This window comes from Pseudoalteromonas sp. G4, from assembly GCF_028875915.1.
Classification (GTDB): domain Bacteria; phylum Pseudomonadota; class Gammaproteobacteria; order Enterobacterales; family Alteromonadaceae; genus Pseudoalteromonas.
This window is the reverse complement of the sequence record NZ_JAPEHW010000006.1, coordinates 18422-42111: the sequence shown is the minus strand read 5'-3', so window position 1 is coordinate 42111 and position 23690 is coordinate 18422. Positions and strand designations below refer to the sequence as shown.

The window sequence follows — 23690 nt, the reverse complement described above, 5'->3', positions numbered from 1 at the left end:
TTACTCCTTTATAAAATTCATCAACTGCTGTGCTGATTTTTTTTCTGAAAATGGAATTCCACCGGAAGGTTTTGCATAACCAATAGCAATAAACATCACAACCCGTTTATATTGAGGTAGCTTTAGTAACTTGCTAACTTTTTCATCTAGTTTTTCAAGCTCTGGCCAATTAATTGCACATGTAGACAAGCCAAGTGTTTCAGCAGCAAGCATTAATTGCATACTCGCCAAGCCTGAATCGATATAAATAACATGCCTATCTCGATCCGTTGGATAATAAGATTGATCACCAACAACAGCGATTAAGCAAGGGATATTGTCTGAAAAACCAACTGTGCCGCCTGGCAATTTTGCAACTTTCTTTCTAAAGCTGTCACCTTCGACAACCATAAATTCAAACGGTTGGCGATTACATGCACTTGGTGCTTGTGATGCAACAGAGACTATTTTCTCAAGTTTTTCTGATTCAACAGGTTTATTTAAAAACCAACGAGTTGACCTTCGAGCCTGGGTTAAATTAGAAAATGATTCAAAATCGATATTATGTGTTTTACGACTTTCACTTGAGTAAGGCTTTGATGAAATATCAACTCGTGGCGAAATAGAATCAAAACGTTGCTTAGCCTGAAGCACCTCTTTATGAGTTGTTTTAACCGCCTCAAAGTATTCAATTAAAACAGAGTAAGCCCAATCTAATTCTGTTTTTGAAAAATCCGCTGATTCACTCGCAAGCAAATAAACATCTACTGTTTCGAGAATGTAGTCCAAGGCAAAAAAATCTCGTCTTGGCTCCATTATCAAGCCTTTTTCTAAGCGATGTATATTCCTACGCAATAGAGAACTTGTACCATTTTGAATGCCTTCTTTGGCAAAATAAGCAAGTTTAGCTTTTATTAATGCCTGTTGCTCGTAACCAAAGCTCCGATCAAAAAAACAATAATATACTCTACAAAAAAAACGAGACTTTGCGGCAAGTGGCCAAATTAATTTTTGACCTTCAATAATGAAATGTTTTACGAACTTTTTAAGCTGTATCAAAAGCCACTCCACAGATTTAAATAGAGGCCCTAAAATATAGGGCCAAACATGTTTATAGAGCGGATATAGCTGCAGCAGCTAAGCCTAACTGATAAACAATCTGAGTAGCTGTGCTCCAAAGTGTTAATTGGTTCATATATTCAGCATCTAATGGCACAACAATAGTATCACCTGGTTCTAAACGATTTTTTGATTCATTAACTGCAAACCAGCTAGAATCATTGGGAATGTAAACAGAACCATTTGCCTTAATAACATAGATACGCTCTTCATCTGCACGTTGTTTCAAGCCACCACTATATTCAAGATAATCGTCAACAGAGAGGTTATCGTTGTATAAATGAGAAGTCGAAACATTTACTTCACCAATAACACTTACTGTGTTCTGTTTTGCTGGAATATATAACGCATCACCATTTTCTAACTCTAATGATACAGACCCAGATTGGATTTTTGGTAAATCAATAACTAATCTTCCTAAAGCTTGAACTTGTCCTAAGTCTTTAAGTAGTTTATCCATATCATCGTAGCTTAAAGACGCATCTGTAACTGAGTTAGAAAAACTCTTAGAAGCGATTTCACGGCGTAAATCATCTGATAATTTTTGTAGCTGAGCACGCTCTTTTGTTCTGATTGAAGCGCGTGTAAATATGGCTCCATTTTCTGCAGCAAAATCAGTTAAACCACCAGCTCGCTCCAGCACATTTTCTAAGGTTTCACCTCGCTTAATAGAATACGTCCCAGGGAAGCGCACTTCACCGTATAAATTAACTTTATATTCTTCCGACCAATTAGGAGTAGGGAAAACATTTAATGAATCTTTGCTTTGTAAAATAAAAGAGTCGGTCTGTCCCATTGTCTCGGTTAAATTAACCGCGATATGCTCAATACTCACATTATCACCTTTAGTGATACGTGTTACCTCAGCACTTTGCAAGTAAGCAGATTCTAATAACCCACCTGCAGCATTAATTGCATGCTTAATTGAAGCTTTTGAAACTAGAGGGTAAACACCTGGGTAACGCACTCGTCCATTAACAGCAAAAAGAGCAACATCCTCAAAGATTGAAGCTTGTTTTTGTAATTTTAAAATAATTGGTGCAAGTAATTTTTTTCGGCTAAATACAGAGTATTCGTCTTCATCCAGTTCATCTTTTTGACCCGTCAACAGCTTAGTTAAGCTATCTAATTGCTTGGAATCGACTTCCCTTGCTTCTTCTACGCTTTCACCAATAAACTCTAAGAATTTACGATTTTCAAATTTTTGCCATTGCTCCACTTTTGCTTGATGCGAAATTTCTTTCTCACTTAAAGCCAAATCGCTTAACAAACGCTTTTCTTCTGCTTTTTCTTCAAAGCGACTAAAAATAATAACTGTATCTCGCGGCATTAATTCATAATTAGTCACTTGACTCTCTAATGCATCAACTAACGAGAATTGTAGTAATTCAATATCTCCACGGATACTTTTCTCACGTACAATTAGTGAATAGTCAAAATCAGCAATAGGTAACACATCTGATTTTAATGATGTTATTAAATCTGAAATACGATCGCCTTTTTGCCACTGGTAATTACCAGGATGCGATACAGCGCCCATAATAGTCACAGCATTTTCCAGTTCTTCACTAGAACCCTGTACCTTTATTACATCACCATCATAAGGTTTGTAGCTGATTTCTTTTTGCGAAAAGTCTCTTGTTAGAACCGTTTTAAAACTATTGCCTGCATAGCGTTCTATCACTGTTTTTTGAGGAAAAGCCTCCGCTTTAAAACCACCGGCTAAGCGAATTAAATCTTGCGCTGTTTCATTTTGCGTTAACTCAAAAATAGCTGGGCGCTTTACTAAACCAGAAACTGTTACCTGCTTACCAACTGGCGGAATAAAAACAACATCACCAGATTGCAATACGATATCGTTTGAGCTATCGCCTTTTGTAAGCAAGTCATACAAATCTAAAGTTGCAACAACCTTGCCTTGACGCTTTACCTGAATATTACGTAATGAGCCAATCTCAGTAATGCCGCCACTAACAAATAGTGCATGGGTTATAGAAGCAAGTGACGTTACACTGTAAGCACCTGGCTTATATGCTTCACCTAAAACCAAAATACGCATTGAGCGAAGACGACGCTTGAACACCAATAACTTCTTGTTCAATTTTGGCTTTTACAAGCGCTTTAACTTCTGAAAACTTTAGGCCTGCAACATTCACAGGGCTTAATTTAGGTATAGTCAAGCGACCTTCGCGGTCAACTTCAACTTCAAAGCTATCACTTTCTTTACCGTAAAAATTGATTTGAAACTCATCACCAGGACCTACAATGTAAGAATCAGGAATAGCTGCATTTTCACTTGGCATAAACGTCATAGGTTCGCCAGCAAACAATTCATAGCCAAATGGTTTTAATTCTTCCATTTGCGGTTTGAACTTTTCTTCTTCAGTTTTCTCTTCTTCAAAACGTGGCTGTACTAAGAGGGTTTCGTCTTGCAATGCTTCGTTAACTTGCTTGTTTGACTTATCTAGTTGATTAAGGTTAATGCCGTACTGTTTAGCGAGGGCCTTTTGTTGCGATTTTGGCAATTTTTTAAATTGCTCGATTTGTTGCGAGGTAGGCGTCATAGAAAAAGACGGCTGACTGAATGATACGACTAACAAGCAAAGAAAAAGCTTAAGATAACGCACAGGATCCCTTTAAAATTTAAGTTCAAATTCAACCAATAATTGTACCTGAGTTAGTAGGTAAAAAAAAAGAGCGTTAAACGCTCTTTTACAATTTTGTTAAGCTAGAAATTAAAAGCTATATACTAAAGTCAGCACAGTTTCTGTATCTGTATTTACTTTATCAGTATCGACATCTGAGTTGTGAGTAACATTAAAACCAACTTTCATTTGCAGTGAACCATTAATTTTTGTTAATAGGGCTGTTTCAGAAATACTTTTGGTGTTAGTGCTACCTGATTCAACTTTGATTCCCTGAGTAAATTTAGCATTATCATTAATGGTCCAGCTGAAATCAGCTTTCGCTAATGCAATCCACTCATCATCACGCTCACCCGCTTTTGGGCGACCATCTTTGAAAAAATCATTATTTTTTTCAGAGTACTGAAAATACTTATAACCCGGACCAAAATCAAAGCCCAAGGTCATATTCGATTCATCAATTAAACGGAAACCATAACCGCCTGAAAGCACTGTTTCGTGTCGATATGCACCAAAGTAATCACTATCATGCGTTAAACCAACGAATAAATGCGAATGTTTTTCCCCTAGATTGTAGTTTGCTTGAATTGCAGCGCCGTATTTTTCATTCGTGCGCTGCGTTTCTTTTAAACCACTTTCTAAAGTTACTTCATCTTCTTTATAAAGTGCATTCAGTTTATATTCGTTAGTCCACTGACCAATATCATGTTTAGCATTTGCACCAAACTTAAACGTTGTCGTTTCTGTGTTACCACTGGTGATAATAGCACCTAATTCACTACTCGCTTCCCATGCTTTTTCTTCAGCAATAGCTACATTAGTAAGTGTAAATGCCATTAGAGACGCTAAATATTTTAATTTCATTATAAGAGCCTATTACTCGCTAATTTTATTTAAATGCACATCCATTTGCGGGAAAGGAATTGAAATACCAGCTTCGTCCAGAGCCAGTTTAAAGTTTTCTTGTAGGTAGAAGTACACCGCCCAATAATCTTCAGTTTTAGCCCATGAGCGTGTTACAAAGTTAACGCTTGAATCACCTAAAGAGTGTACACCGATGAAAAACTCAGGATCTTTTAGCACTTTATCATTTGACTTAATTACATTTTCAAGTACTTCGCGTGTTTGTTTAAGACAAGCATCATAACTTACACCAACAGTAATATCGACACGACGTGTTGCTTGACGACTGTAATTTACGATTGCACCACCCATAATAGCAGAATTAGGTACTACTATTGTTTTATTATCCGGTGTAAGTAATTCTGTTGAGAAGATTTCAATTTTAGACACACTACCCGAATGCCCTGCCGCCTCGATAAATTCACCCGATTTAAATGGGCGTAAAATAATAATCAATACGCCAGATGCAAAGTTTGATAATGAACCTTGCAATGCTAAACCAACCGCTAAGCCCGCAGCACCCAAAATAGCAATAAATGATGTCGTTTCAACACCTACTTGAGAAAGCGCCATCAGTACTGTTGCAGCAAAAACTAACGCATACACTATACTGGCTAAAAATGAGCCTACAGCTTTATCAACTTTCTTTTTCTCAATCGCTTTTTTTGTCAGTTTTTCGCACACTTTAGCAACGCGAATACCAATCAAAAAGATTATTATCGCAAAGATAACCTGCAAACCATAATGCAAAATTAGATCTGAGTTATCGTTTAACCATTTTGTAGCATTGTCCATGTTTAATTCCTTTTTTGGAGGTGAAATAGGTACTCACAAAGTATAAAGTCTTTTATTATCAGCGTCATTCACTTTTATTATTTTACATCAAGTTATCAGCTTTTTATCTCTGGTTTTGTTGGTCGCGTCCAAATAAATACAAGTACTGATACAATACTTATAATTACAATTGCTTTTAACCAATTAGCAAAGGGCATAAAAATCAACGGGTAAGAAACCAGTAACAACATCGAGGTCGTTGCGATGATTTTTACCTTAGTGCGTATGACACCATGCTTTTCCCAATCATTTATTAAATGCCCAAACAACTTGTGATTTAACAGCCATAGATGTAACCGAGAGGAAGACTTCGAAAAGCAAAAAGCTGAAAGTAAAACAAACGGAGTAGTCGGTAACAAAGGCAAAAATACACCAAGAATTCCTAACGATAAACTCAACAAACCAATAGCTAACCACATTGAACGAATTACAGTTGCTTTTATCACCATCAAGCCATTTAAAATAAATTATTTACCAAAAGCATAACATAACTCTTCCCATAGTAAGATTTTTTATGTATTATGCGCGCCACACCAAACAAGGTGTATCTCTTTTTGTGGCGGCTGTAGCTCAGTTGGTAGAGCCCTGGATTGTGATTCCGGTTGTCGCGAGTTCAAGTCTCGTCAGTCGCCCCACTTCTTATTTGATGCTTCAATTTATCTTCTTTAATACTTTCGAATCACAAGTAATTCCGACAATATAAAATTATCGCGAACTCAAGCCTCTTCAGTCGCCCCACTTCTTTCTAGTTCCAAAATCAATTTACTTTTAAAAAACTAGTTTTAATACAATTCTTTCGCTCTGAATTTAATTCAAGCGCACTTAAATATTAATCTCCATACTTGCAATTTAATCATCATGTCATCTGTATTTGAGTTTATTAATTTAGTGAAACTACATTAAAAGTCACGCATTGTGATCTTTTTAAATTATTTCACGATAGCGCTCTTTATGAAATCAAAAGGGTTAAATAAGTCTCTTCTTAATTTTATCCATAAAAAAACGCGACCTAAGTCGCGCTTTCATGTTTATTTTTTAAACTATTATGCTTTTGCAGTTTCTAAACCTGGCGCAGCCATGGTAACTGACTCTTCGAATGTCGCCCATTCCCATGCTGTTTCAGTCGCCATTAACTTGCGCAGTAGCTTATTGTTAAGGTCATGACCAGATTTGTATGCAGTTACCTTACCTAACAAGTTATGACCTGTCATAAACAGATCACCAACACAATCTAAGATTTTGTGTTTAACAAACTCATCAGGGTAACGTAAACCATCAGGGTTAAGCACTTTAAAATCATCAAGTACTACTGCGTTATCCATGCTGCCACCTAATGCAAGGTTATTAGCGTGCATGTATTCAATATCACGCATAAATCCAAATGTACGCGCACGGCTTATCTGCTCAATGAAGTTTTTTGCTGTAATGTCTAAACCAATACGTTGACGGCTCTCATTAATTGCTGGGTGGTTAAACGCAATTTCAAAATCGATATGAAAGCCATCGTAAGGTTCAATTTCAGCCCATTTATCACCGTCTTCTACACGCACTTTTTCGGTAATACGAACAAAACGCTTCGCGGCATTTTGTTCTTCAATACCCGCTTTTTGAATAAGGTAGATAAATGGCAATGAACTACCATCCATAATTGGTACTTCAGGGCTATCTAATTCAACAATTAGATTATCTAAGCCTAATGCAGCAATTGCCGCAATTAAATGCTCAGTTGTCGATAAGCGAACGCCGTCTTTATTGATTAAGCATGTACATAATTGAGTATCGCCCACGGCTTCAGGTGTTGTTTCAAAATCAACAACAGGATCAAGGTCTACTCGGCGAAATACGATCCCCGTATTCGCACTAGCAGGTCGGAGAGTGATAGATACCTTTTCACCCTTATGTAATCCAACACCTACGGCACTGACTTTTTCAGTTATGGTACGCTGCTTTATCATAGGCTATCCACTTATTCGTTAAATTGGGCGGCGATCTTACCACAGATAAGACCAGCTGCCAAATTATGCATAATATTTAAACAATCGAGCAATTAATCTGCTTGATTACGCAAGAAAGTAGGTACATCAAAGTAATCTGCTTTCTCTTGTTTTGTATCAAGCGATGCGTTTTCTTTGACTTCAGATTGAACACTTGGTTCAACTGTCTCAGGTGAATCAACACTGCCTGATTGTGCAAAACTTGGTACAAACACACCCGGTGTAGCTGTACTGTTTGTTTTAATGTTGCTAACTTGGTTTGTATCTGAGCCTGATACCTTCTGGAAATCAGTACCTACGATACCAAATTGTGGTTTACGCTCACCACCTAAACCAGTTGCAACTACCGTTACACGTAACTCTTCAGACATATCTGGATCAATAACTGCACCCACTACAACTGTTGCGTTTTCAGAAGCAAGCGCTTTAACGTGGTTACCCACTGTCTCAAATTCTTCAATCGCAATGTCCATACCTGCGGTGATATTAACAAGAATACCTTTAGCACCTGTTAAATCGACATCTTCAAGTAGTGGACTTGAGATTGCTGCTTCTGCAGCCTCTTGAGCACGATCAGGGCCTTTTGCTGACGCAGTTCCCATCATTGCAGTGCCCATTGCTGACATAACTGTACGTACGTCGGCGAAATCCACATTGATTAGACCAGAGCGTGTAATTAATTCTGCAATACCTTGTACCGCACCAAATAGCACATCATTTGCTTTTGCGAATGCGTCTAATAATGTCGTACCTTTACCTAAAACTTTTAGCAGTTTATTGTTAGGAATTGTAATTAATGAATCCACATGCTGAGAAAGCTCATTAATACCCTCTTCAGCTGAAGCTGCACGTTTCTTACCTTCAAATTCAAAAGGGCGTGTTACAACTGCAACAGTTAAAATTCCCATTTCTTTTGCGATACGTGCAACTACAGGTGCAGCGCCAGTACCTGTACCACCGCCCATACCAGCAGCGATAAAAATCATATCCGCACCTTCTAGGCTATTGCGAATCGTATCAGCATCTTCCTCGGCTGAATCACGACCCACTTCTGGGTTTGCCCCAGCACCTAAACCTTGCGTAATTTGCGTACCTAATTGCACCGTTACATCTGCAGATGACTTACGTAATGCTTGTGCATCTGTATTGGCCGCAATAAATTTACACCGCCAACACCGATTACTTTAATTACGGCTTCTTCGCCGTGTTGTTCCATTAAATCAAACATGTTTAACTCTCCGACTAACTACCAATTGAAAACTCAAAAGGTAAAAGCTTAAAACTCCCCTTGAAACCATTTTGTTAAACGGCTCCACCAATTTCCATTACCAGATTCTGTGGTGCGGTTGCTCTGGCTATGTTGCATAGTTCGCCCATACTGCAACAATCCAACTGAAGTTGCGAATGACGGATCATTCACATAATCAGTAAGCCCAGCGATCCCTACCGGTTGACCAACGCGCACTGGCATTTGGAAAATCTCTTCTGCTACTTCAACAACACCTTGCATTTTGGCTGTACCACCAGTTAACACGATGCCTGCAGCTATTTGTTCTTCTAATCCCGAGCGGCGGATTTCATTCATCGCCAACTCAAAAATCTCTCTCATGCGCGGTTCTACGACTTCCGATAACGTATGACGCGACATAATTCGTGCAGGTCTACCACCCACACTTGGTACTTCAATACTGTCTTCCTGACTCGCTAAACGACTTAGCGCGCTGGCATATTGTACTTTAATTGCCTCAGCATGCGAGATAGGAGTACGAAATATTTTCGCAATATCGCCTGTGACTTGATTTCCCGCAACAGGTAGTACTGCTGAGTGCCGTAATGAGCCTTGTGTATAGATAGTGATATCCATTGTACCACCACCAATATCAACAACTGCAACTCCGAGTTCTCGCTCATCTTCAGTTAATACTGAATCGCCCGATGCAAGCGCAGAGAAAATAAACTGGTCAACATGTAAACCACAGCGCTCAACACATTTTTCAATGTTTTTTGCCATGTCGTTTGAGCACGTAATAATATGGGCGCGAGCTTCCATTCGTACACCACTCATACCTAGCGGGTTACGAATACCTTCTTGCATATCTACGGTGTATTCTTGCGGCAACGCGTGCAGCATTTTACGTTCAGCTGAAATAGGTACTGACTTAGCAATATGAATAACATTATCAATATCATCATGGGTAATCTCAGCATTATTAATAGCCACTACACCATTTTCATTTTGGCATTGGATATGCTTACCAGAAATACCAAGGTAAACAGAGCTAATACGACAATCCGCCATCAATTCCGCTTCATCTAACGCACGCTGAATTGATTCTGAGACAAGATTAAGATCGTTTACACCACCTTTATCCATACCTTGTGCGTTCTGACTGCCAACACCAACAATACTCAACTGATTATCAGGCGTTACTTCCCCAACAACAGCAACCACTTTAGATGTACCAACATCTAAGCCGATTATGAGATTACGTTCAACTGCCTTGGTCATACCCTTGTTATACCTTATTATTTTTAGTTTGCTGTTCAGTGGGCTGCAGCCAACTTACAGCCAATCCCGTATCATACCTTAAATCTATCGACTCTACCTCTTTATCCGATGAGTTTTTTATCTCCGGATATAAATCGATAAAACGCTGTACTCTGAGAGCAATATCTTTACGCCCTAAATTCAATTTCACACCACTTTCGAGCCATAACTGCCACGAAAAGCGTTCAGATAAAGCCAAACTGCTGAGCTTAATTTCATTTAGCGCTAGCAATTCTTTGAAGGTTTTAAATGTCTTCCATGCTTCATTTTCACTACCTTCAGGGCCATACAACATAGGTAGCTTATTAAAAAACTGCTCAGCTGGTGCTTGGAAGATATCACCCTGCGTATTTAACAATAAATCTTGGTTCCAAATTGCCACAGCTTGGTGCTCAGTAACATACACACGCAACGTATCAGGCCATTGTTTGCGTACAGAAACACTGGCAACCCAAGGAAGCTCTAATAGTTTCTCTTGTACTTGGTTTACATCAACATCAAAAAACGTTTTAACTTTTAGTGACTTAATTTTAGCAACAATAGCTCGCTCACTTGTATAGACAGGATCGCCATGTACCAACACTTTGCTCAACTTACTATTTTTTTCAGTTGCTAAGTAATCGGTTAATGCGTTTACTCCTTGCCAAGTAACAAATAAAGTTAAAACAAAAAAGCTCACACCAAATAGCAAAGACCAATTGGTTGCAGCAACCAATCGTTTTACTAAATCTGTAGCAGTGAGCAGTTTTTCTTTCATTTATAGTGTCGAATCCAAAATTTCTAATACCAGCTCGGCAAAACTTCTGCCGGAATCTTTCGCAGCCATTGGCACTAACGATTTTTCTGTCATGCCTGGTACCGTATTCACTTCTAAAAGGTAAAATTGACCATTTTCATCACGCATTGCATCAACACGCCCCCAATCTTTAGCACCAACAAGCGCAAACGCCTGCGTTGCAATACGTTGTAAGTACTCCGTTTCAGTTGACACTAAGTCCGCAGGGCAATGATAGCTTGTGGTCGAAGCTTTATATTTTGCCTCGTAATCATAAAAACCACGCGGCGTACGCATTTCGATCACAGATAACGCTTGGTTATTCAGCATGCTTACGGTGTATTCAGAGCCAGTAATCCACTGCTCTAACAATACCTCATCATCAAATGAGAAGGCATTTTCAAGCGCGCTATTTAACTCTTCAGCAGAACTTGCTTTCGCCATGCCAATACTCGAACCTTCATGACTTGGCTTGACCATCACCGCACCAAATTCAGCAATGATTTCTTGCGTATTATAATTCTCGCCTTTTTTGACTGTGGTAAATTTCGCAGTTGGTAGGTTATTGGCAATAAATAGTTGCTTACAACGCACTTTATCCATTGCTAAGGCACTACCAAGTACACCACTGCCGGTATAAGGTAGGCCCATAAATTCAAGCGCACCTTGAATTGTGCCATCTTCACCACCACGACCGTGCAACGCGATAAATACGCGATCAATGCCAAGCGTTTTTAACTCAGCGAGCTCTCTTTCTTTTGGGTCGAATGCAATTGCATCCACTCCATTTGCTAACAAAGCATTTAAGATGGCACTTCCAGAATTGAGCGACACTTCTCGCTCTGCTGAATTACCACCCAATAAAACGGCGACTTTACCATACTGCTTTTGGGTCATTGTGCTACCTGCTTTAGCTTAGTTATATTCATTTCTGTTTCTGCTATTTGTTTAACCAATTGACCAATATTACCGGCCCCTTGCGTTAACACTAAGTCATTGTCTTTTACCGCATCAGCCAGTGCTGTAAAAAGCTCATTTGGCGTTGCAACATATCTTGGCTCTTTACCACGTTGCCTTAAACTTCGGCACAAACTCTTACTGTCGGCACCAACAATTGGCTCTTCACCCGCAGCGTAAACTTCAAGTAGCAGTAATTCATCTACTTGGCTTAGTACATCAACAAATTCTTCGTATAGATCACGAGTACGAGTAAAACGATGAGGCTGATAAGCCATTACTAAGCGTTTATCAGGCCACCCTTGTTTTGCGGCTTTAATTGTTGCTGCAACTTCAGATGGGTGATGACCATAGTCATCAACTAACATTATTGAGCCAACTTCATTATTGAATTCACCATAATGCTGAAAACGTCGACCTATACCTTCAAACTCTTTAAGTGCAACTTTAATAGCACTTTCATCAACACCTTCTTCGTACGCAACAGCAATTGCAGCGGTCGCATTTAACGCATTGTGCTTACCCGGTAAGTTCAATGTTATTTCAAGTGACTCTCCATTAGGCAGCACAACTTCAAATGCGCTACTGCTTGCCGATTGAGAGAAATTAATTAGTTGATAATCTGCATCATCTGACTCACCATAAGACACAAACTTTCGGCTAAATCGCGGTAATAATTCACGCACAACAGGGTCGTCTATACAAGCTACCGCCAAACCATAAAATGGTAAATTATGAATAAACTCAATATAGGTGTCTTTCATATTTTCAAAGTCACCTTGATAAGTATCCATGTGATCAGCTTCAATATTTGTAATCACACTGATCATTGGGTTTAAGTGCAAAAAGCTTGCATCACTCTCATCCGCTTCAGCAATCAAATATTGACCACTACCAAGCTTGGCGTTTGTGCCTGCGCTATTTAATAAACCACCAATCACAAACGTAGGATCAAGCTCTGCTTTTGCAAAAATACTCGCCACCAAACTGGTAGTGGTTGTTTTTCCATGGGTACCTGCTACGGCAATGCCCTTTCTGAAGCGCATTAACTCTGCAAGCATTTCAGCACGGCGAACAATTGGAATATGCTTTTCTTTTGCACAGGTAATTTCTGGGTTGCTATCGTCAATTGCACTTGAAACAACAACCACATCTGCATTCTCTACATTTTCTTCTCGATGACCAATAAATACGGTCGCGCCAGCAGCACTTAAACGCTCAGTCATTGCACCACGATTAATGTCAGAACCAGTGATTGAATAACCTAAATGTAATAATACTTCGGCTATGCCACCCATACCTGCGCCACCAATTCCAATAAAATGGATAGTGTTGATTCGTCTCATGGCAGGTAAATTATCTTTTTTCAATGTGCTTCTCTACTTACTATATTCGATACATAAATTTGCAACATCACGGGTTGCATCTAACTTGGCAGCCGCTTTCGCTTTATCTGCCATCTCATTAACCAATGCTTTATCAACAACAAATGGTTTTATTAAATTAACTAAACTGTCTTTCGACATGTCTTTTTGCTGAATAAGCAATGCTGCATTTTGCTTGACTAAATAATTTGCATTGGCTGTTTGGTGGTCATCAACTGCGAACGGAAATGGAACAAACACCGCCATTTTTCCGGCTGCAGCAATTTCACTTACAGTAAGCGCTCCAGCACGACATACAACAATATCAGCCCATGCATATGCTTTATCCATATCATGAATAAATTCGCTCACTTCAGCATTTAAATTCAGCTTTTCATAACGTTTTGTCACTTCTGCTAAGTGACCTTTGCCTGTTTGGTGGCGAATTGCAATATCGGTTTCGCTTGCCAATTTTTTAAACACATCAGGCAGTTGATCGTTAAATACTTTTGCCCCAAGTGACCCACCCACAACTAACAAATTGCAATGTACATTATTTTTTTCAACTTTAGCGTCGGCAACGCTGCTGCGAACTGGATTACCAACAATTTTACAATTTGGTTTATCAAATGCTGAAGGAAATGCCGCCATAACTTGATTTGCTATTTTTGCTAGCAATTTATTACTTAACCCAGCTACCGCATTTTGCTCATGAATAAGTACTGGGATGCCTAGCAACTTGGCTGCCACCCCAGCAGGGCCTGTTACATAGCCGCCCATGCCGAGTAAAACGTTTGGCTTTTCTTGTTTCATCACTTTGCATGCTTGCCAAATTGCTTTGATCACCATAAACGGCGCTTTTAATAAACGCATCAAGCCGTTACCGCGAACACCTTTAACGTCGATATAACGAATAGCAATATTGTGACGAGGAACCACGTCCGCTTCCATACGATCAGACGTGCCAAGCCATACAATTTGCCAACCCTGTTCTTTTAAATAATCTGCTACGGCAATGCCAGGGAAAATATGACCACCAGTTCCACCTGCGACAATCATTATCTTTTTGCTCATGATTTTCGCCCTCTCGTTGTGGCCTGTTTTGTCGCCATTTTCACCTCAAAATCAACTCTTAATAAAATGCCTGCAGCAATAGTCATCACTAATAAACTAGACCCGCCATAAGAAACAAACGGCAGTGTTAATCCTTTGGTTGGCAAAATACCTGCACTGGCTCCCACGTTAACCATACTTTGAAAGGCAAACCAAATAGCAATACCCAGCGCCAAATAACCTTCGTATTCTTTACCGGCTTTAAGTGCGTTAAAGCCAATATTTAACGCTCTAAAAATTAAAACAAACAGCACAGTTAACACACTGAAAACACCGATAAACCCAGTTTCTTCTGCCAAAATCGCAAATATAAAATCGGTATGAGCTTCAGGTAAATACTGTAGTTTTTGCACACTGTTTCCGAGCCCTTGACCAAACCAATCACCTCGGCTATACGCCATTAATGACTGAACTAACTGGTAACCTTTACCAAAGGGATCATCCCACGGATCCATAAAACCAGTAATTCGCGCGCGACGATAAGGCGAGCTTGCAATCAATAGAACAACGAGGCCAACACCCGCCATCATTAACGCAAAAAATTGCCAAAGGCGTGCCCCAGCTAAAAACAACAGACCAATGGTGGTTACAAACATAACCACTACAGTACCTAAATCTGGCTGCATTAAAATTAAAAATGCATACACAGTAAAAACAGCAAGTGGCTTAATAAAACCTTTAAGGTTTTCTTGCACTTCAGATCTTTTACGAACTAAGTAACCCGCTAAATAGCAAAAGAAGAAAAGCTTCGCCACTTCAGAAACCTGAATATTGATTGGTCCAACACCAATCCAGCGTGTCGAACCATTAACTTCTCGACCAATCACCAATACCGCAATCAGCATTGGAATGCCCGCAAGCAAAAGGGGTAAGTTGGCTTTTTTCCAAAAACTCATAGGTAGGCTGGTTGAGATCATTAATAGAGTTAAACTCAACACCAAGTAAACCACATGGCGAATAGTGAAATGAAATGGGTTATCAAACATGCGAATAGCCGTTGGCATGGATGCACTTGTCACCATAATAAAACCAACGCCTACCAAAATAACCATACAGTAAATCAGTGGTACATCGTATAAATTATTTGAGCGCACATGAAATTGTGCTTTTAAAAACTCTAAAGCCTTCATGCGTTTACCACCTTGTGCACAAGCTCACTAAATACCTCACCACGATGTTCAAAGCTTTTAAACATATCAAAGCTTGAACACGCAGGCGCTAGTAGCACAATATCACCGGAAACAGCACATTCATTTGCTAGTTGCACTGCCAATTCAAGTGATTCAACTTGTTTAGTATTATCACTTAAAGCGGCTATTTTTGCTCGATCTTCCCCAAATGTAATAAGTTGCTTAACGTAGGTTTCAATTTCGCTTTTTAGCGGAGAAAAATCAGCACCTTTACCCACACCACCTGCGAGTAAAATAATGTTTTTACTATTTGCTAAACTCATTAATGCCGCTTGTGTTGCACCTACATTGGTTGCCTTAGAATCATTAACATAAAGCACATTATTATGTTCAGCTATTAACTGACAACGATGCGCTAAACCAGAAAATTGATTAAATGCCGCTTTAAAAACGTCTACTGATAAATCTAAATTTTTCAAAAGTGCCATAACAGCAAGGGCATTAAGCTGATTGTGTAAACCAATTACACTGAGTTCGGCTGTCGTTAGCAAAGATTCACCAAAGGCAGAAAAATACTGATTGGTGAGTTGGTAATCACCTTGCTGAGCTGAAAAGCTTACTTGCGGTTGATGTGAAGTATGAGTTAACGCGTCATCACAATTAACCACAGCGAGTTTACTGTTTAAATGAATACGCTGCTTAGCATTAGCATAATCAACAAGGCTATCGTAACGATCCATATGATCTTCACTGATATTAAGCACACAACTTGCTTCACATACTAATGAATAAGTAGTCTCTAATTGAAAACTTGATAGTTCCAAGACGTAACAATCAAAATCTTCATCAACAACATCTAAAACTGGAGTGCCAATATTGCCAGCCAAGGCAACGTTAAATCCAGCTTGCTTTAAGACATCGCGAGTAAGTGTAACTACTGACGATTTACCATTAGATCCTGTCACGGCATAAACTGGTTTTGTATTGAGTCTTGCAAAGAGCTCAACATCACCAATGACTTCAACGCCACGCGAAATTGCATCTTGTATATACATGTTAGATAACGCAATCCCTGGGCTAATCACAATCAACTCTGCATCTTCAAATACAGAATTGGTAAGTTTTCCAAAGTGAAAACTATTTGCTAGCTGTTTTGCGACATCTTCATTTGGAGGCACTTCTCTGCTATCAACAACACTAAAATCAATATTTTTACGAGCAAAAAAACGCATCGTGCTCAGGCCGGAAACCCCCAACCCAAGCACAATAATTTTTTTGTTTTTTAGTTCGTCTAAATAATTCATTTATCTCAACTTTAATGTTGCCAAGCCCGCTAAAACAAGGACCACAGATATAATCCAAAAACGCACAATTACACGCGGTTCAGGCCAACCTTTTAATTCATAATGATGATGAATTGGTGCCATACGGAAAATACGCTGACCACGTAATTTGTAAGAGCCAACCTGCAAAATAACCGACAGTGCTTCCATTACAAACACACCGCCCATAATCACAAGTACTAACTCTTGGCGAACTAATACGGCAATAATGCCAAGTGCGCCACCTAGGGCGAGTGATCCCACATCACCCATAAATACTTGTGCAGGATACGTGTTAAACCATAAGAAACCTAAGCCTGCACCAACAATCGCAGTACATAGCACCACTAACTCACTTGCTTCAGGGATATAAGGAATATGAAGATAGTTAGCAAAATTCACATTACTAGTGACGTAGGCAATAAACGCAAAAGCACCTGCAACTAAAATAGTCGGTACAATAGCAAGACCATCTAAACCATCAGTTAAGTTAACCGCATTTGATGTGCCGACAATTACAAAGTACGCCATCACGATATAAAACAGACCTAACTGCGGCATAATTTCTTTAAAGAACGGGACAACTAATGCCGTTTCTTGCGGAAGTGTTGCGCTATAAAATAAAAATGCTCCCGCCGTTAATGCAATGACTGATTGCCAAAAATACTTCCAACGTGCAATAAGTCCGTCGGTGTTTTTTCTCACAACCTTGCGGTAATCATCAATAAAACCAACAGCACCTAACGAACCAATCACAAATAAAGTGACTAACACATAACGGTTACTTAAATCTGCCCACAATAATGTACTTGCGAATATAGAGCCTAAGATCAGAATACCACCCATAGTTGGTGTACCCGATTTAGATAAATGCGATTCAGGACCATCATCACGAACAGTTTGGCCAATTTGCATTAGTTGTAAGCGGCGAATTAATTTAGGGCCAAAATAAAGCGACAACATAAGCGCTGTTAACACGCCCAAAATTGAGCGGAAAGTTAAGTACGAAAATACGTTAAAGCCGGAGTAAAATTGGGTTAAATATTCAGCCAACCACATTAACATGACTGTTCACCTTTCTTATTATTCAGCTCGTCTACTAATAGTTCCATACGAGAACTACGCGAACCTTTTATGAGTATTGTTGTGCGCTCTAGAGTATTTGCTAAGTCGCCATCTAACGCTTGCTTTAATGCTTCAACGAGCTTTTCACGTGTTGAGAAGTGACGACCAGGTTGCTCAAAAACATCACTGGCAGATTGGCTTAATACACCTAATGTATATACATGATCAATGCCTTTTTCTTTAGCATATTCACCCACTTCTTGGTGATAGACACGCGCATCTTCGCCAAGTTCAGCCATATCACCTAAAACAAGGATTTTTTCGCCATTTATACCACTTAATAGGTCAATTGCTGCACGAACAGAACCTGGGTTAGCATTGTAGCTATCATCAATTAATGTTAAGACATCAGACACTTCAATAATATTTACGCGACCCTTAACCTGCGGCATATTGCTGAGTCCTGATGCCACCTCAGATAGGCTTACACCAAGTGGTAACACTAATGCTGCGGCAACAAGACTATTTGTTACATTATGCGATCCTGGAATTGGCAATTTAACAGATACAGATTCACCTTTATAAACAAGGTTAAACTGTGCACGGCCAAAATCATCAAGCACGATGTTTTCAGCCCAAATATCTTTTTGTTTGGTTGCAGAGAATTGCGTAACCTGTTTATCTTCAAGGCGCGCTAACCAATAATCAATAAACTCACTGTCGGCGTTAACAACTGCAACACCGTCATCTGGCAGGCCTAAGAAAATTTCACCTTTAGCACGTGCAACGCCAAATAAATCACCAAAACCTTCTAAATGTGCTTCAGCAACATTGGTAATGGCAGCCACATGAGGTTTAACTAAATCAGTAGTGTAGGCAATTTCGCCTAAGTGATTAGCACCCAATTCTATCACTGCATATTGGTGTTTTTCTTCAAGGCGTAATAGGGTTAGAGGTACACCAATATCATTATTAAAATTACCATTGGTCGCTAGCACTTCACCCAGTTGTGACAAAATTGCAGCGGTCATTTCTTTAACGGTGGTTTTACCCACACTGCCTGTCATAGCCACTGTTTTAGGGCTGACATGCGCCATTACAGCTGCACCGAGTTTACCAAGTGCAAGACGAGAGTTTTCTACAACAAATTGAGGAATATCTACATCTTGAAGAGTTTCCACAATCAATGCTTTAGCGCCAAGTTGTTGCGCCGTTTTAGCAAATTTATGGCCATCAAAGTTTGGCCCTTTTAGCGCTAAAAAGACTTCACCTGCTTGTAGCTGGCGAGAATCAGTTACGATGGTTGAAAATGGCGTATTTTCACCTTGATATGACACACCTAAGACATCCGCTATCCAATTTAGATCAGCCGAAATCATGCATTTTCCCCTTTTAAAATCTGCTGTGCAGCTAAACTGTCACTAAAGTGAACAGTATTAGTGCCTATAATCTGGTAGTCTTCGTGCCCTTTTCCGGCAATGAGTACAATGCCATCAGGTGAAGTAGAAGTAATCGCAAGCTTTATTGCGGCAAAACGGTCATGCTCTACCACCGCTTTTTCTGGGAATTTAAATCCAGTGAGAATTTCCGTTGTAATAGCCTCAGCATTCTCTGTACGTGGATTGTCATTTGTGACAACCACATTTTTTGCATATTTTTCTGCAATCTGAGCCATTAATGGACGTTTACCTTTATCGCGATCACCGCCACAACCAAAAACACATGTTATGTTGTTACCAACATGGTGTGATAAAGCAACAAGTGCTTGCTCAAGTGCATCTGGCGTATGGGCATAATCCACAATACAGGTAGGGTAATTATCTGCGCTGAAAGCTTGCATTCTTCCGACTACCGCATCTAATCGCTCAATCTTATCAATTAACCAATCAAAGTCATATGCTAAATTCAGTAATGTCGCGAGCGCAGCTGTTAAGTTGTAAAGATTAAACTTACCAAAAAGCGGTAAGGTTATTTCACTAACGCCCCAGCTAGAACGAATTTGGCACTTTAATCCTTGCTTTGAGTAAATAGCATCATCAAAAGAAACAAAAGGATAGCCAATATCAGTTGGTAAGTTTTCACCAAACACTACTGGGTTAGGTATTCTATTATCAGCTAACCACTGTTCCACTTGCGCGTCATCAAAGTTAACGACATTACATTTTGTCGAAAACGCGGTAAGTAAAGTAAGCTTTGCTTCACCGTAAGCATGCATCGTGCCGTGATAATCTAAATGATCGCGACTTAAATTAGTAAATACAGCAATATCAAACTCACTGTGTTCCACCCGACCTTGCACTAACCCATGTGAAGACACTTCCATCGCAACAAGTTCATAATCCTGCATTTGCGAGAACAGGTGTTGTAATTCAATAGCTGAAGGTGTGGTATTTGCAAGTGGCGTAAGATCATCTGTTTGCCCCCAGCCAAGTGTTCCAATAACACCTGTGTTTTGCTCGGGTGCATTGGCAAGGTTTGCAATCATACTGGTGACAGTAGATTTACCATTAGTGCCTGTCACACCTACCAACTTAAATTGCGCACTTGGCTTGTTATAAAAAGCACTTGCAAAAAGGCTAAGCTGATTTGCCAAACCATCAATCACCAATACATTTTCACGCTCAGGTAAGTATTCGCATTGGCTATCAACCAAAACAAGTGATGCGCCTGCTGCCAATGCAGAATCAATAAATCGTGATGCATCAAGCTGATGACCTTTAATTGCAATAAACGCAGTACCGGGCGCAATGGCCCGGCTGTCTAAAGTCAGTGTGTTTGTTTCAATGCCGCAGCTAGGTTGACCTATTGCGAGCAGTGCGCGATCAATAGGTAACATAGTCTCGCCGTTGGTTTAGTTGTGCGACCGCCTCTAAATCAGGAGCAACATTTAGAATGCGAAGCGATCCAGACATTATTTCAGAAAAAGCAGGGCCAGCAACATCACCGCCATAATACACATCACCTGCGGGCTCATTAATCATTACTACCACTGCTAAACGCGGATCCGATACAGGGGCAATACCTGCAAAGTAACCGACATATTCGTCACCATAACCACCAAATGCTGCTTTTTTCGAAGTACCTGTTTTACCACCAACACGATAACCATCTAGTTTAACTCGGGTTGCAGTACCACCTCGTTCAAATACACTTTCCATCATTTCAAGCACAGCATAGGCATTACGCTTTTCAAACACACGTTCGCCATGCACCTTGCCATTTTGTTTTAGAATAGTCAGCGGGCGGTTGATGCCACCAGAACCAATAGCTGCGTATGCGCGCGCCATTTGCGCCGTGCTTACAGAAATACGATAACCATAAGAGAGCGTTGCAACTTCAAAATCAGACCAACGACCATGTGGTGTGAATAAACCATCACTTTCACCTACCATGCCCGTACCCGTTTCTTCACCAAAACCTAAACGCTGGAAGAAACCAATAAAGTCTTGTTTTGGCATTGTTTGCGCTATTTTTGATACACCGACATTTGACGATTTCTGTAGAATAGTTCGCAAATCCATTGGACCATTATTTTTACCATCAGTTACAATACTACCGCCAACACGCATCCAACCTTTCGTATTAATCACACTATCATGGTCGATAGTGCCATACTCTAAGCCCGCTAAAACTGAAATTGGCTTCATCGTTGAACCTGGCTCAAATAAATCGGTAATCGCACGATTACGACGTTTATGCGGTGCTGCGTTTTTTAAATTATTTGGGTTGAATGATGGACTATTTACCATCGCCAAAACTTCACCGGTATGCACATCAACGACCATGGCACTGCCCGAGGTAGCCTTGTAGCTTAATACAGCAGATTTCAGTGAACGATAAGCTAATGATTGAATTCGCTGATCAATACTAAGCTGAATATTTTCAGGCTCAATGCGCGCGCGCTCATCTAAGATTTCAATCTCTCGCCCTTGTGCATCTTTACGAATTGTTCGCTTACCCGCTTCACCAGTAAGTGCTTCATTGTAAAGTTTTTCAATACCTTCGATACCTTCACCATCGATATTGGTAAAGCCTAAAACATGTGCTGTCACTTCACCCGCTGGGTAAAAGCGTTTTGATTCATCTAGTAGGTAAATACCTGGTAATTTAAGTTCAGAAATATAACGCGCTACAGGAGGTGTAACTTGGCGCTTTAAATAAACAAAACGACGCGAACTGTCGCTTGTTAATTTACCATCGATAAGTGGCTTTTGTAGTCGCAAAACTTCAGCAAGATCCTGCCAACGTGAATCACTATTATAAATCTCTTCTTTTTGCTTTGCTAAACGAGCTGGATCTTTATCAAGTGCTGCAATTGCTTGTTTTAAATCTAATTGATTCTCGCGCGCATGCTTACGCGTCAAGCTATAAGCCTTAGCAGTTAATGCTTTATCAAGTTGCTTTGGATCACCATAAACACTCACTACTGGTACACTAATAGCTAACTCGTTACCGTGGCGATCTAAAATCAAACCACGCTGTACATTTACTTTTTCAACACGCACTGTACGTTTATCGTTTTCAGACACAGCAAAATCAGGTTCAATCACCTGTATATAGGCAGCGCGTGCTACTAAGGTGGCAAACACAGCAAAAATCGTGGCACACACTAATAAGTATCGCCAGCGAATTAATGCGCCTTGCTTAGGTTTTGTGTTATTTCGTCTCATGGCAGTACCACCAGCTTTTCATCCTTGCGTTCTGGTCGTTTCATATCGAGCTTTTTCTTGGCAATATCTTCAACACGGGCATGTTGTGCGTAAAATTCACTTTCTACCACTAAGTAGCCCCACGCCAAATCTAGCTCATCCTTTTGCTGTAATAATTTATCCTGTTTGATGACTTCTGCACGCGATGCATCAGTCACCATCACAACGGCAAGTGCCGATGCAAAAATAGAAAAAAGCAGCCCCAAAGTGACTTTCTCCCTAAAAAGTCCCTTAGCGATCTCGATAAAAAGGTTTGGCTGACGCGTATTATTTTTACTAGCCACTACAACCTCTTGGCGACCCTAAGTACGGAGCTGCGCGCACGGCTATTGCGAGCTATTTCTTGCTCGCTTGGTTTTATAGCCTTTCCTATCGCTTTAAGCGTTAGGTTTTTATTAAGCTGATCTTCTGTTAAAGGAAGGCCTCTTGGTACCGCCTCTCCTTTACTCTGTTTTTTTACAAACTGTTTTACAATACGATCTTCAAGTGAATGGAATGAAATCACTGCAAGGCGACCATCTTGCTTTAATACATCAAGAGAGCCTTGTAATGCCGTTGTGATCTCTTCTAATTCACTGTTAATGTAAATTCGAATAGCTTGAAAGGTACGTGTTGCCGGATGCTTATGTTTATCTTTTACAGGCACAGCCTCATCCACTAACTTTGCAAGTTGTCTTGTAGTGGTAATTGGCGTCTCATCACGGGTTTCAATAATTTTTGTCGCAATACGGCGACCAAACTTTTCTTCGCCATATTTTTTAATCACAAAAGTAATATCTTCAAGTTCAGCTTCCTGAAGCCACTCTGCGGCACTTCGGCCAGAGCTTGGATCCATTCGCATATCAAGTGGACCATCGTGCATAAAACTAAAACCGCGATCCGCTTCGTCTAGCTGTGGGCTAGAAACACCAATATCGAGCAAAATACCATCTACTTGATGCAACAGATTCAGGTTTTCTGCTACTTGACGAATATTAGAAAAGCGATCATGCACAATCTGAAAACGTGCATCATTTGCAAATTTTTTCGCGGCTTCAATTGCTGTTGGGTCGCGATCTATCGCAACTAAACGACCATTTTCACCTAAACGTTTTAAGATTTCGCCTGAATGACCGCCACGGCCAAAGGTACCGTCAATATAAATACCATTTGGCTTTATATCTAAAGCCTCGATTGTTTCATCGAGTAACACGGAAATATGTTGTTGGCTTTGAGACATAGGGCGCCTATTTA

General features: G+C 39.9%; 18 protein-coding genes, 1 tRNA gene and 2 pseudogenes. 1 reads left to right on the top strand and 20 read right to left on the bottom strand.

Features of this window, described 5'->3' with window-relative positions:
- The 5 genes and pseudogenes from ON073_RS04210 to ON073_RS04190 form a co-directional block, all read right to left on the bottom strand.
- On the bottom strand, nt 1–1038 hold the full coding sequence (locus tag ON073_RS04210) for a nitroreductase family protein (RefSeq protein ID WP_274760613.1): 1038 nt from the start codon (nt 1036–1038) through the stop codon (nt 1–3).
- A gap of 52 nt (nt 1039–1090) precedes the next feature.
- A pseudogene (locus tag ON073_RS04205) lies at nt 1091–3725 on the bottom strand (SLBB domain-containing protein).
- 108 nt (nt 3726–3833) lie between these two features.
- Nucleotides 3834–4607, bottom strand: a complete 774-nt coding sequence (locus ON073_RS04200) for a DUF481 domain-containing protein (protein ID WP_274760612.1) — start codon at nt 4605–4607, stop codon at nt 3834–3836.
- Between the two features lie 12 nt (nt 4608–4619).
- Nucleotides 4620–5441 carry a mechanosensitive ion channel domain-containing protein gene (locus tag ON073_RS04195; RefSeq protein WP_274760611.1) on the bottom strand — a complete coding sequence of 274 codons (822 nt, stop codon included), beginning with the start codon at nt 5439–5441 and terminating at the stop codon, nt 4620–4622.
- Nucleotides 5442–5536: 95 nt separating this feature from the next.
- Nucleotides 5537–5899, bottom strand: coding sequence for a YbaN family protein (locus ON073_RS04190; protein ID WP_274760610.1), 363 nt, complete (start codon nt 5897–5899; stop codon nt 5537–5539).
- Nucleotides 5900–6039: 140 nt separating this feature from the next.
- On the opposite strand from ON073_RS04190, the gene ON073_RS04185 reads away from it, so the two are divergent.
- A tRNA-His gene (locus ON073_RS04185) sits at nt 6040–6115 on the top strand.
- Between the two features lie 408 nt (nt 6116–6523).
- Here ON073_RS04185 and lpxC read toward each other — a convergent pair.
- From lpxC to rsmH, 15 genes and pseudogenes are all read right to left on the bottom strand, one after another.
- Nucleotides 6524–7435, bottom strand: a complete 912-nt coding sequence (gene lpxC / locus ON073_RS04180; protein WP_274760609.1) for a UDP-3-O-acyl-N-acetylglucosamine deacetylase — start codon at nt 7433–7435, stop codon at nt 6524–6526.
- 92 nt (nt 7436–7527) lie between these two features.
- Nucleotides 7528–8702 (bottom strand): annotated as a pseudogene (gene ftsZ / locus ON073_RS04175) (cell division protein FtsZ).
- A 48-nt stretch (nt 8703–8750) separates the two neighbouring features.
- A complete protein-coding gene (ftsA, locus tag ON073_RS04170; protein WP_274760608.1) occupies nt 8751–9983 on the bottom strand; it encodes a cell division protein FtsA in 1233 nt (410 codons plus the stop codon).
- Nucleotides 9984–9990: 7 nt separating this feature from the next.
- The gene (locus ON073_RS04165; protein ID WP_274760607.1) at nt 9991–10779 is read right to left on the bottom strand and encodes a cell division protein FtsQ/DivIB; all 789 of its coding nucleotides are present in this window, start codon (nt 10777–10779) and stop codon (nt 9991–9993) included.
- Nucleotides 10780–11694 carry a D-alanine--D-alanine ligase gene (locus ON073_RS04160; RefSeq protein ID WP_274760606.1) on the bottom strand — a complete coding sequence of 305 codons (915 nt, stop codon included), beginning with the start codon at nt 11692–11694 and terminating at the stop codon, nt 10780–10782.
- Nucleotides 11691–13100, bottom strand: coding sequence for a UDP-N-acetylmuramate--L-alanine ligase (gene murC / locus ON073_RS04155; RefSeq protein ID WP_274760662.1), 1410 nt, complete (start codon nt 13098–13100; stop codon nt 11691–11693). The genes ON073_RS04160 and murC overlap by 4 nt, the downstream gene beginning before the upstream one ends.
- Before the next feature lie 33 nt (nt 13101–13133).
- Entirely contained in the window at nt 13134–14192 is a 1059-nt protein-coding gene (gene murG / locus ON073_RS04150) for an undecaprenyldiphospho-muramoylpentapeptide beta-N-acetylglucosaminyltransferase (protein WP_274760605.1), read from the bottom strand.
- On the bottom strand, nt 14189–15361 hold the full coding sequence (ftsW, locus tag ON073_RS04145; protein ID WP_274760604.1) for a cell division protein FtsW: 1173 nt from the start codon (nt 15359–15361) through the stop codon (nt 14189–14191). Before ftsW ends, murG begins: the two co-directional genes overlap by 4 nt.
- Nucleotides 15358–16665, bottom strand: coding sequence for a UDP-N-acetylmuramoyl-L-alanine--D-glutamate ligase (gene murD / locus ON073_RS04140; protein WP_274760603.1), 1308 nt, complete (start codon nt 16663–16665; stop codon nt 15358–15360). The genes ftsW and murD overlap by 4 nt, the downstream gene beginning before the upstream one ends.
- Nucleotides 16666–17748 (bottom strand): phospho-N-acetylmuramoyl-pentapeptide-transferase, encoded by a 1083-nt coding sequence (mraY, locus tag ON073_RS04135; protein WP_274760602.1) that lies wholly within the window; start codon nt 17746–17748, stop codon nt 16666–16668. It lies immediately after the preceding gene.
- Nucleotides 17742–19127, bottom strand: coding sequence for a UDP-N-acetylmuramoyl-tripeptide--D-alanyl-D-alanine ligase (locus ON073_RS04130; protein ID WP_274760601.1), 1386 nt, complete (start codon nt 19125–19127; stop codon nt 17742–17744). The genes mraY and ON073_RS04130 overlap by 7 nt, the downstream gene beginning before the upstream one ends.
- A complete protein-coding gene (locus ON073_RS04125) occupies nt 19124–20584 on the bottom strand; it encodes a UDP-N-acetylmuramoyl-L-alanyl-D-glutamate--2,6-diaminopimelate ligase (RefSeq protein WP_274760600.1) in 1461 nt (486 codons plus the stop codon). Before ON073_RS04125 ends, ON073_RS04130 begins: the two co-directional genes overlap by 4 nt.
- Nucleotides 20571–22418: a peptidoglycan D,D-transpeptidase FtsI family protein gene (locus ON073_RS04120; protein ID WP_274760599.1), complete on the bottom strand. Its 1848-nt coding sequence runs from the start codon at nt 22416–22418 to the stop codon at nt 20571–20573. Before ON073_RS04120 ends, ON073_RS04125 begins: the two co-directional genes overlap by 14 nt.
- Nucleotides 22415–22741 (bottom strand): cell division protein FtsL, encoded by a 327-nt coding sequence (ftsL, locus tag ON073_RS04115; protein WP_274760598.1) that lies wholly within the window; start codon nt 22739–22741, stop codon nt 22415–22417. Before ftsL ends, ON073_RS04120 begins: the two co-directional genes overlap by 4 nt.
- On the bottom strand, nt 22741–23676 hold the full coding sequence (rsmH, locus tag ON073_RS04110; protein WP_274760597.1) for a 16S rRNA (cytosine(1402)-N(4))-methyltransferase RsmH: 936 nt from the start codon (nt 23674–23676) through the stop codon (nt 22741–22743). The genes ftsL and rsmH overlap by 1 nt, the downstream gene beginning before the upstream one ends.
- Between the last annotated feature and the right edge of the window lie 14 nt (nt 23677–23690).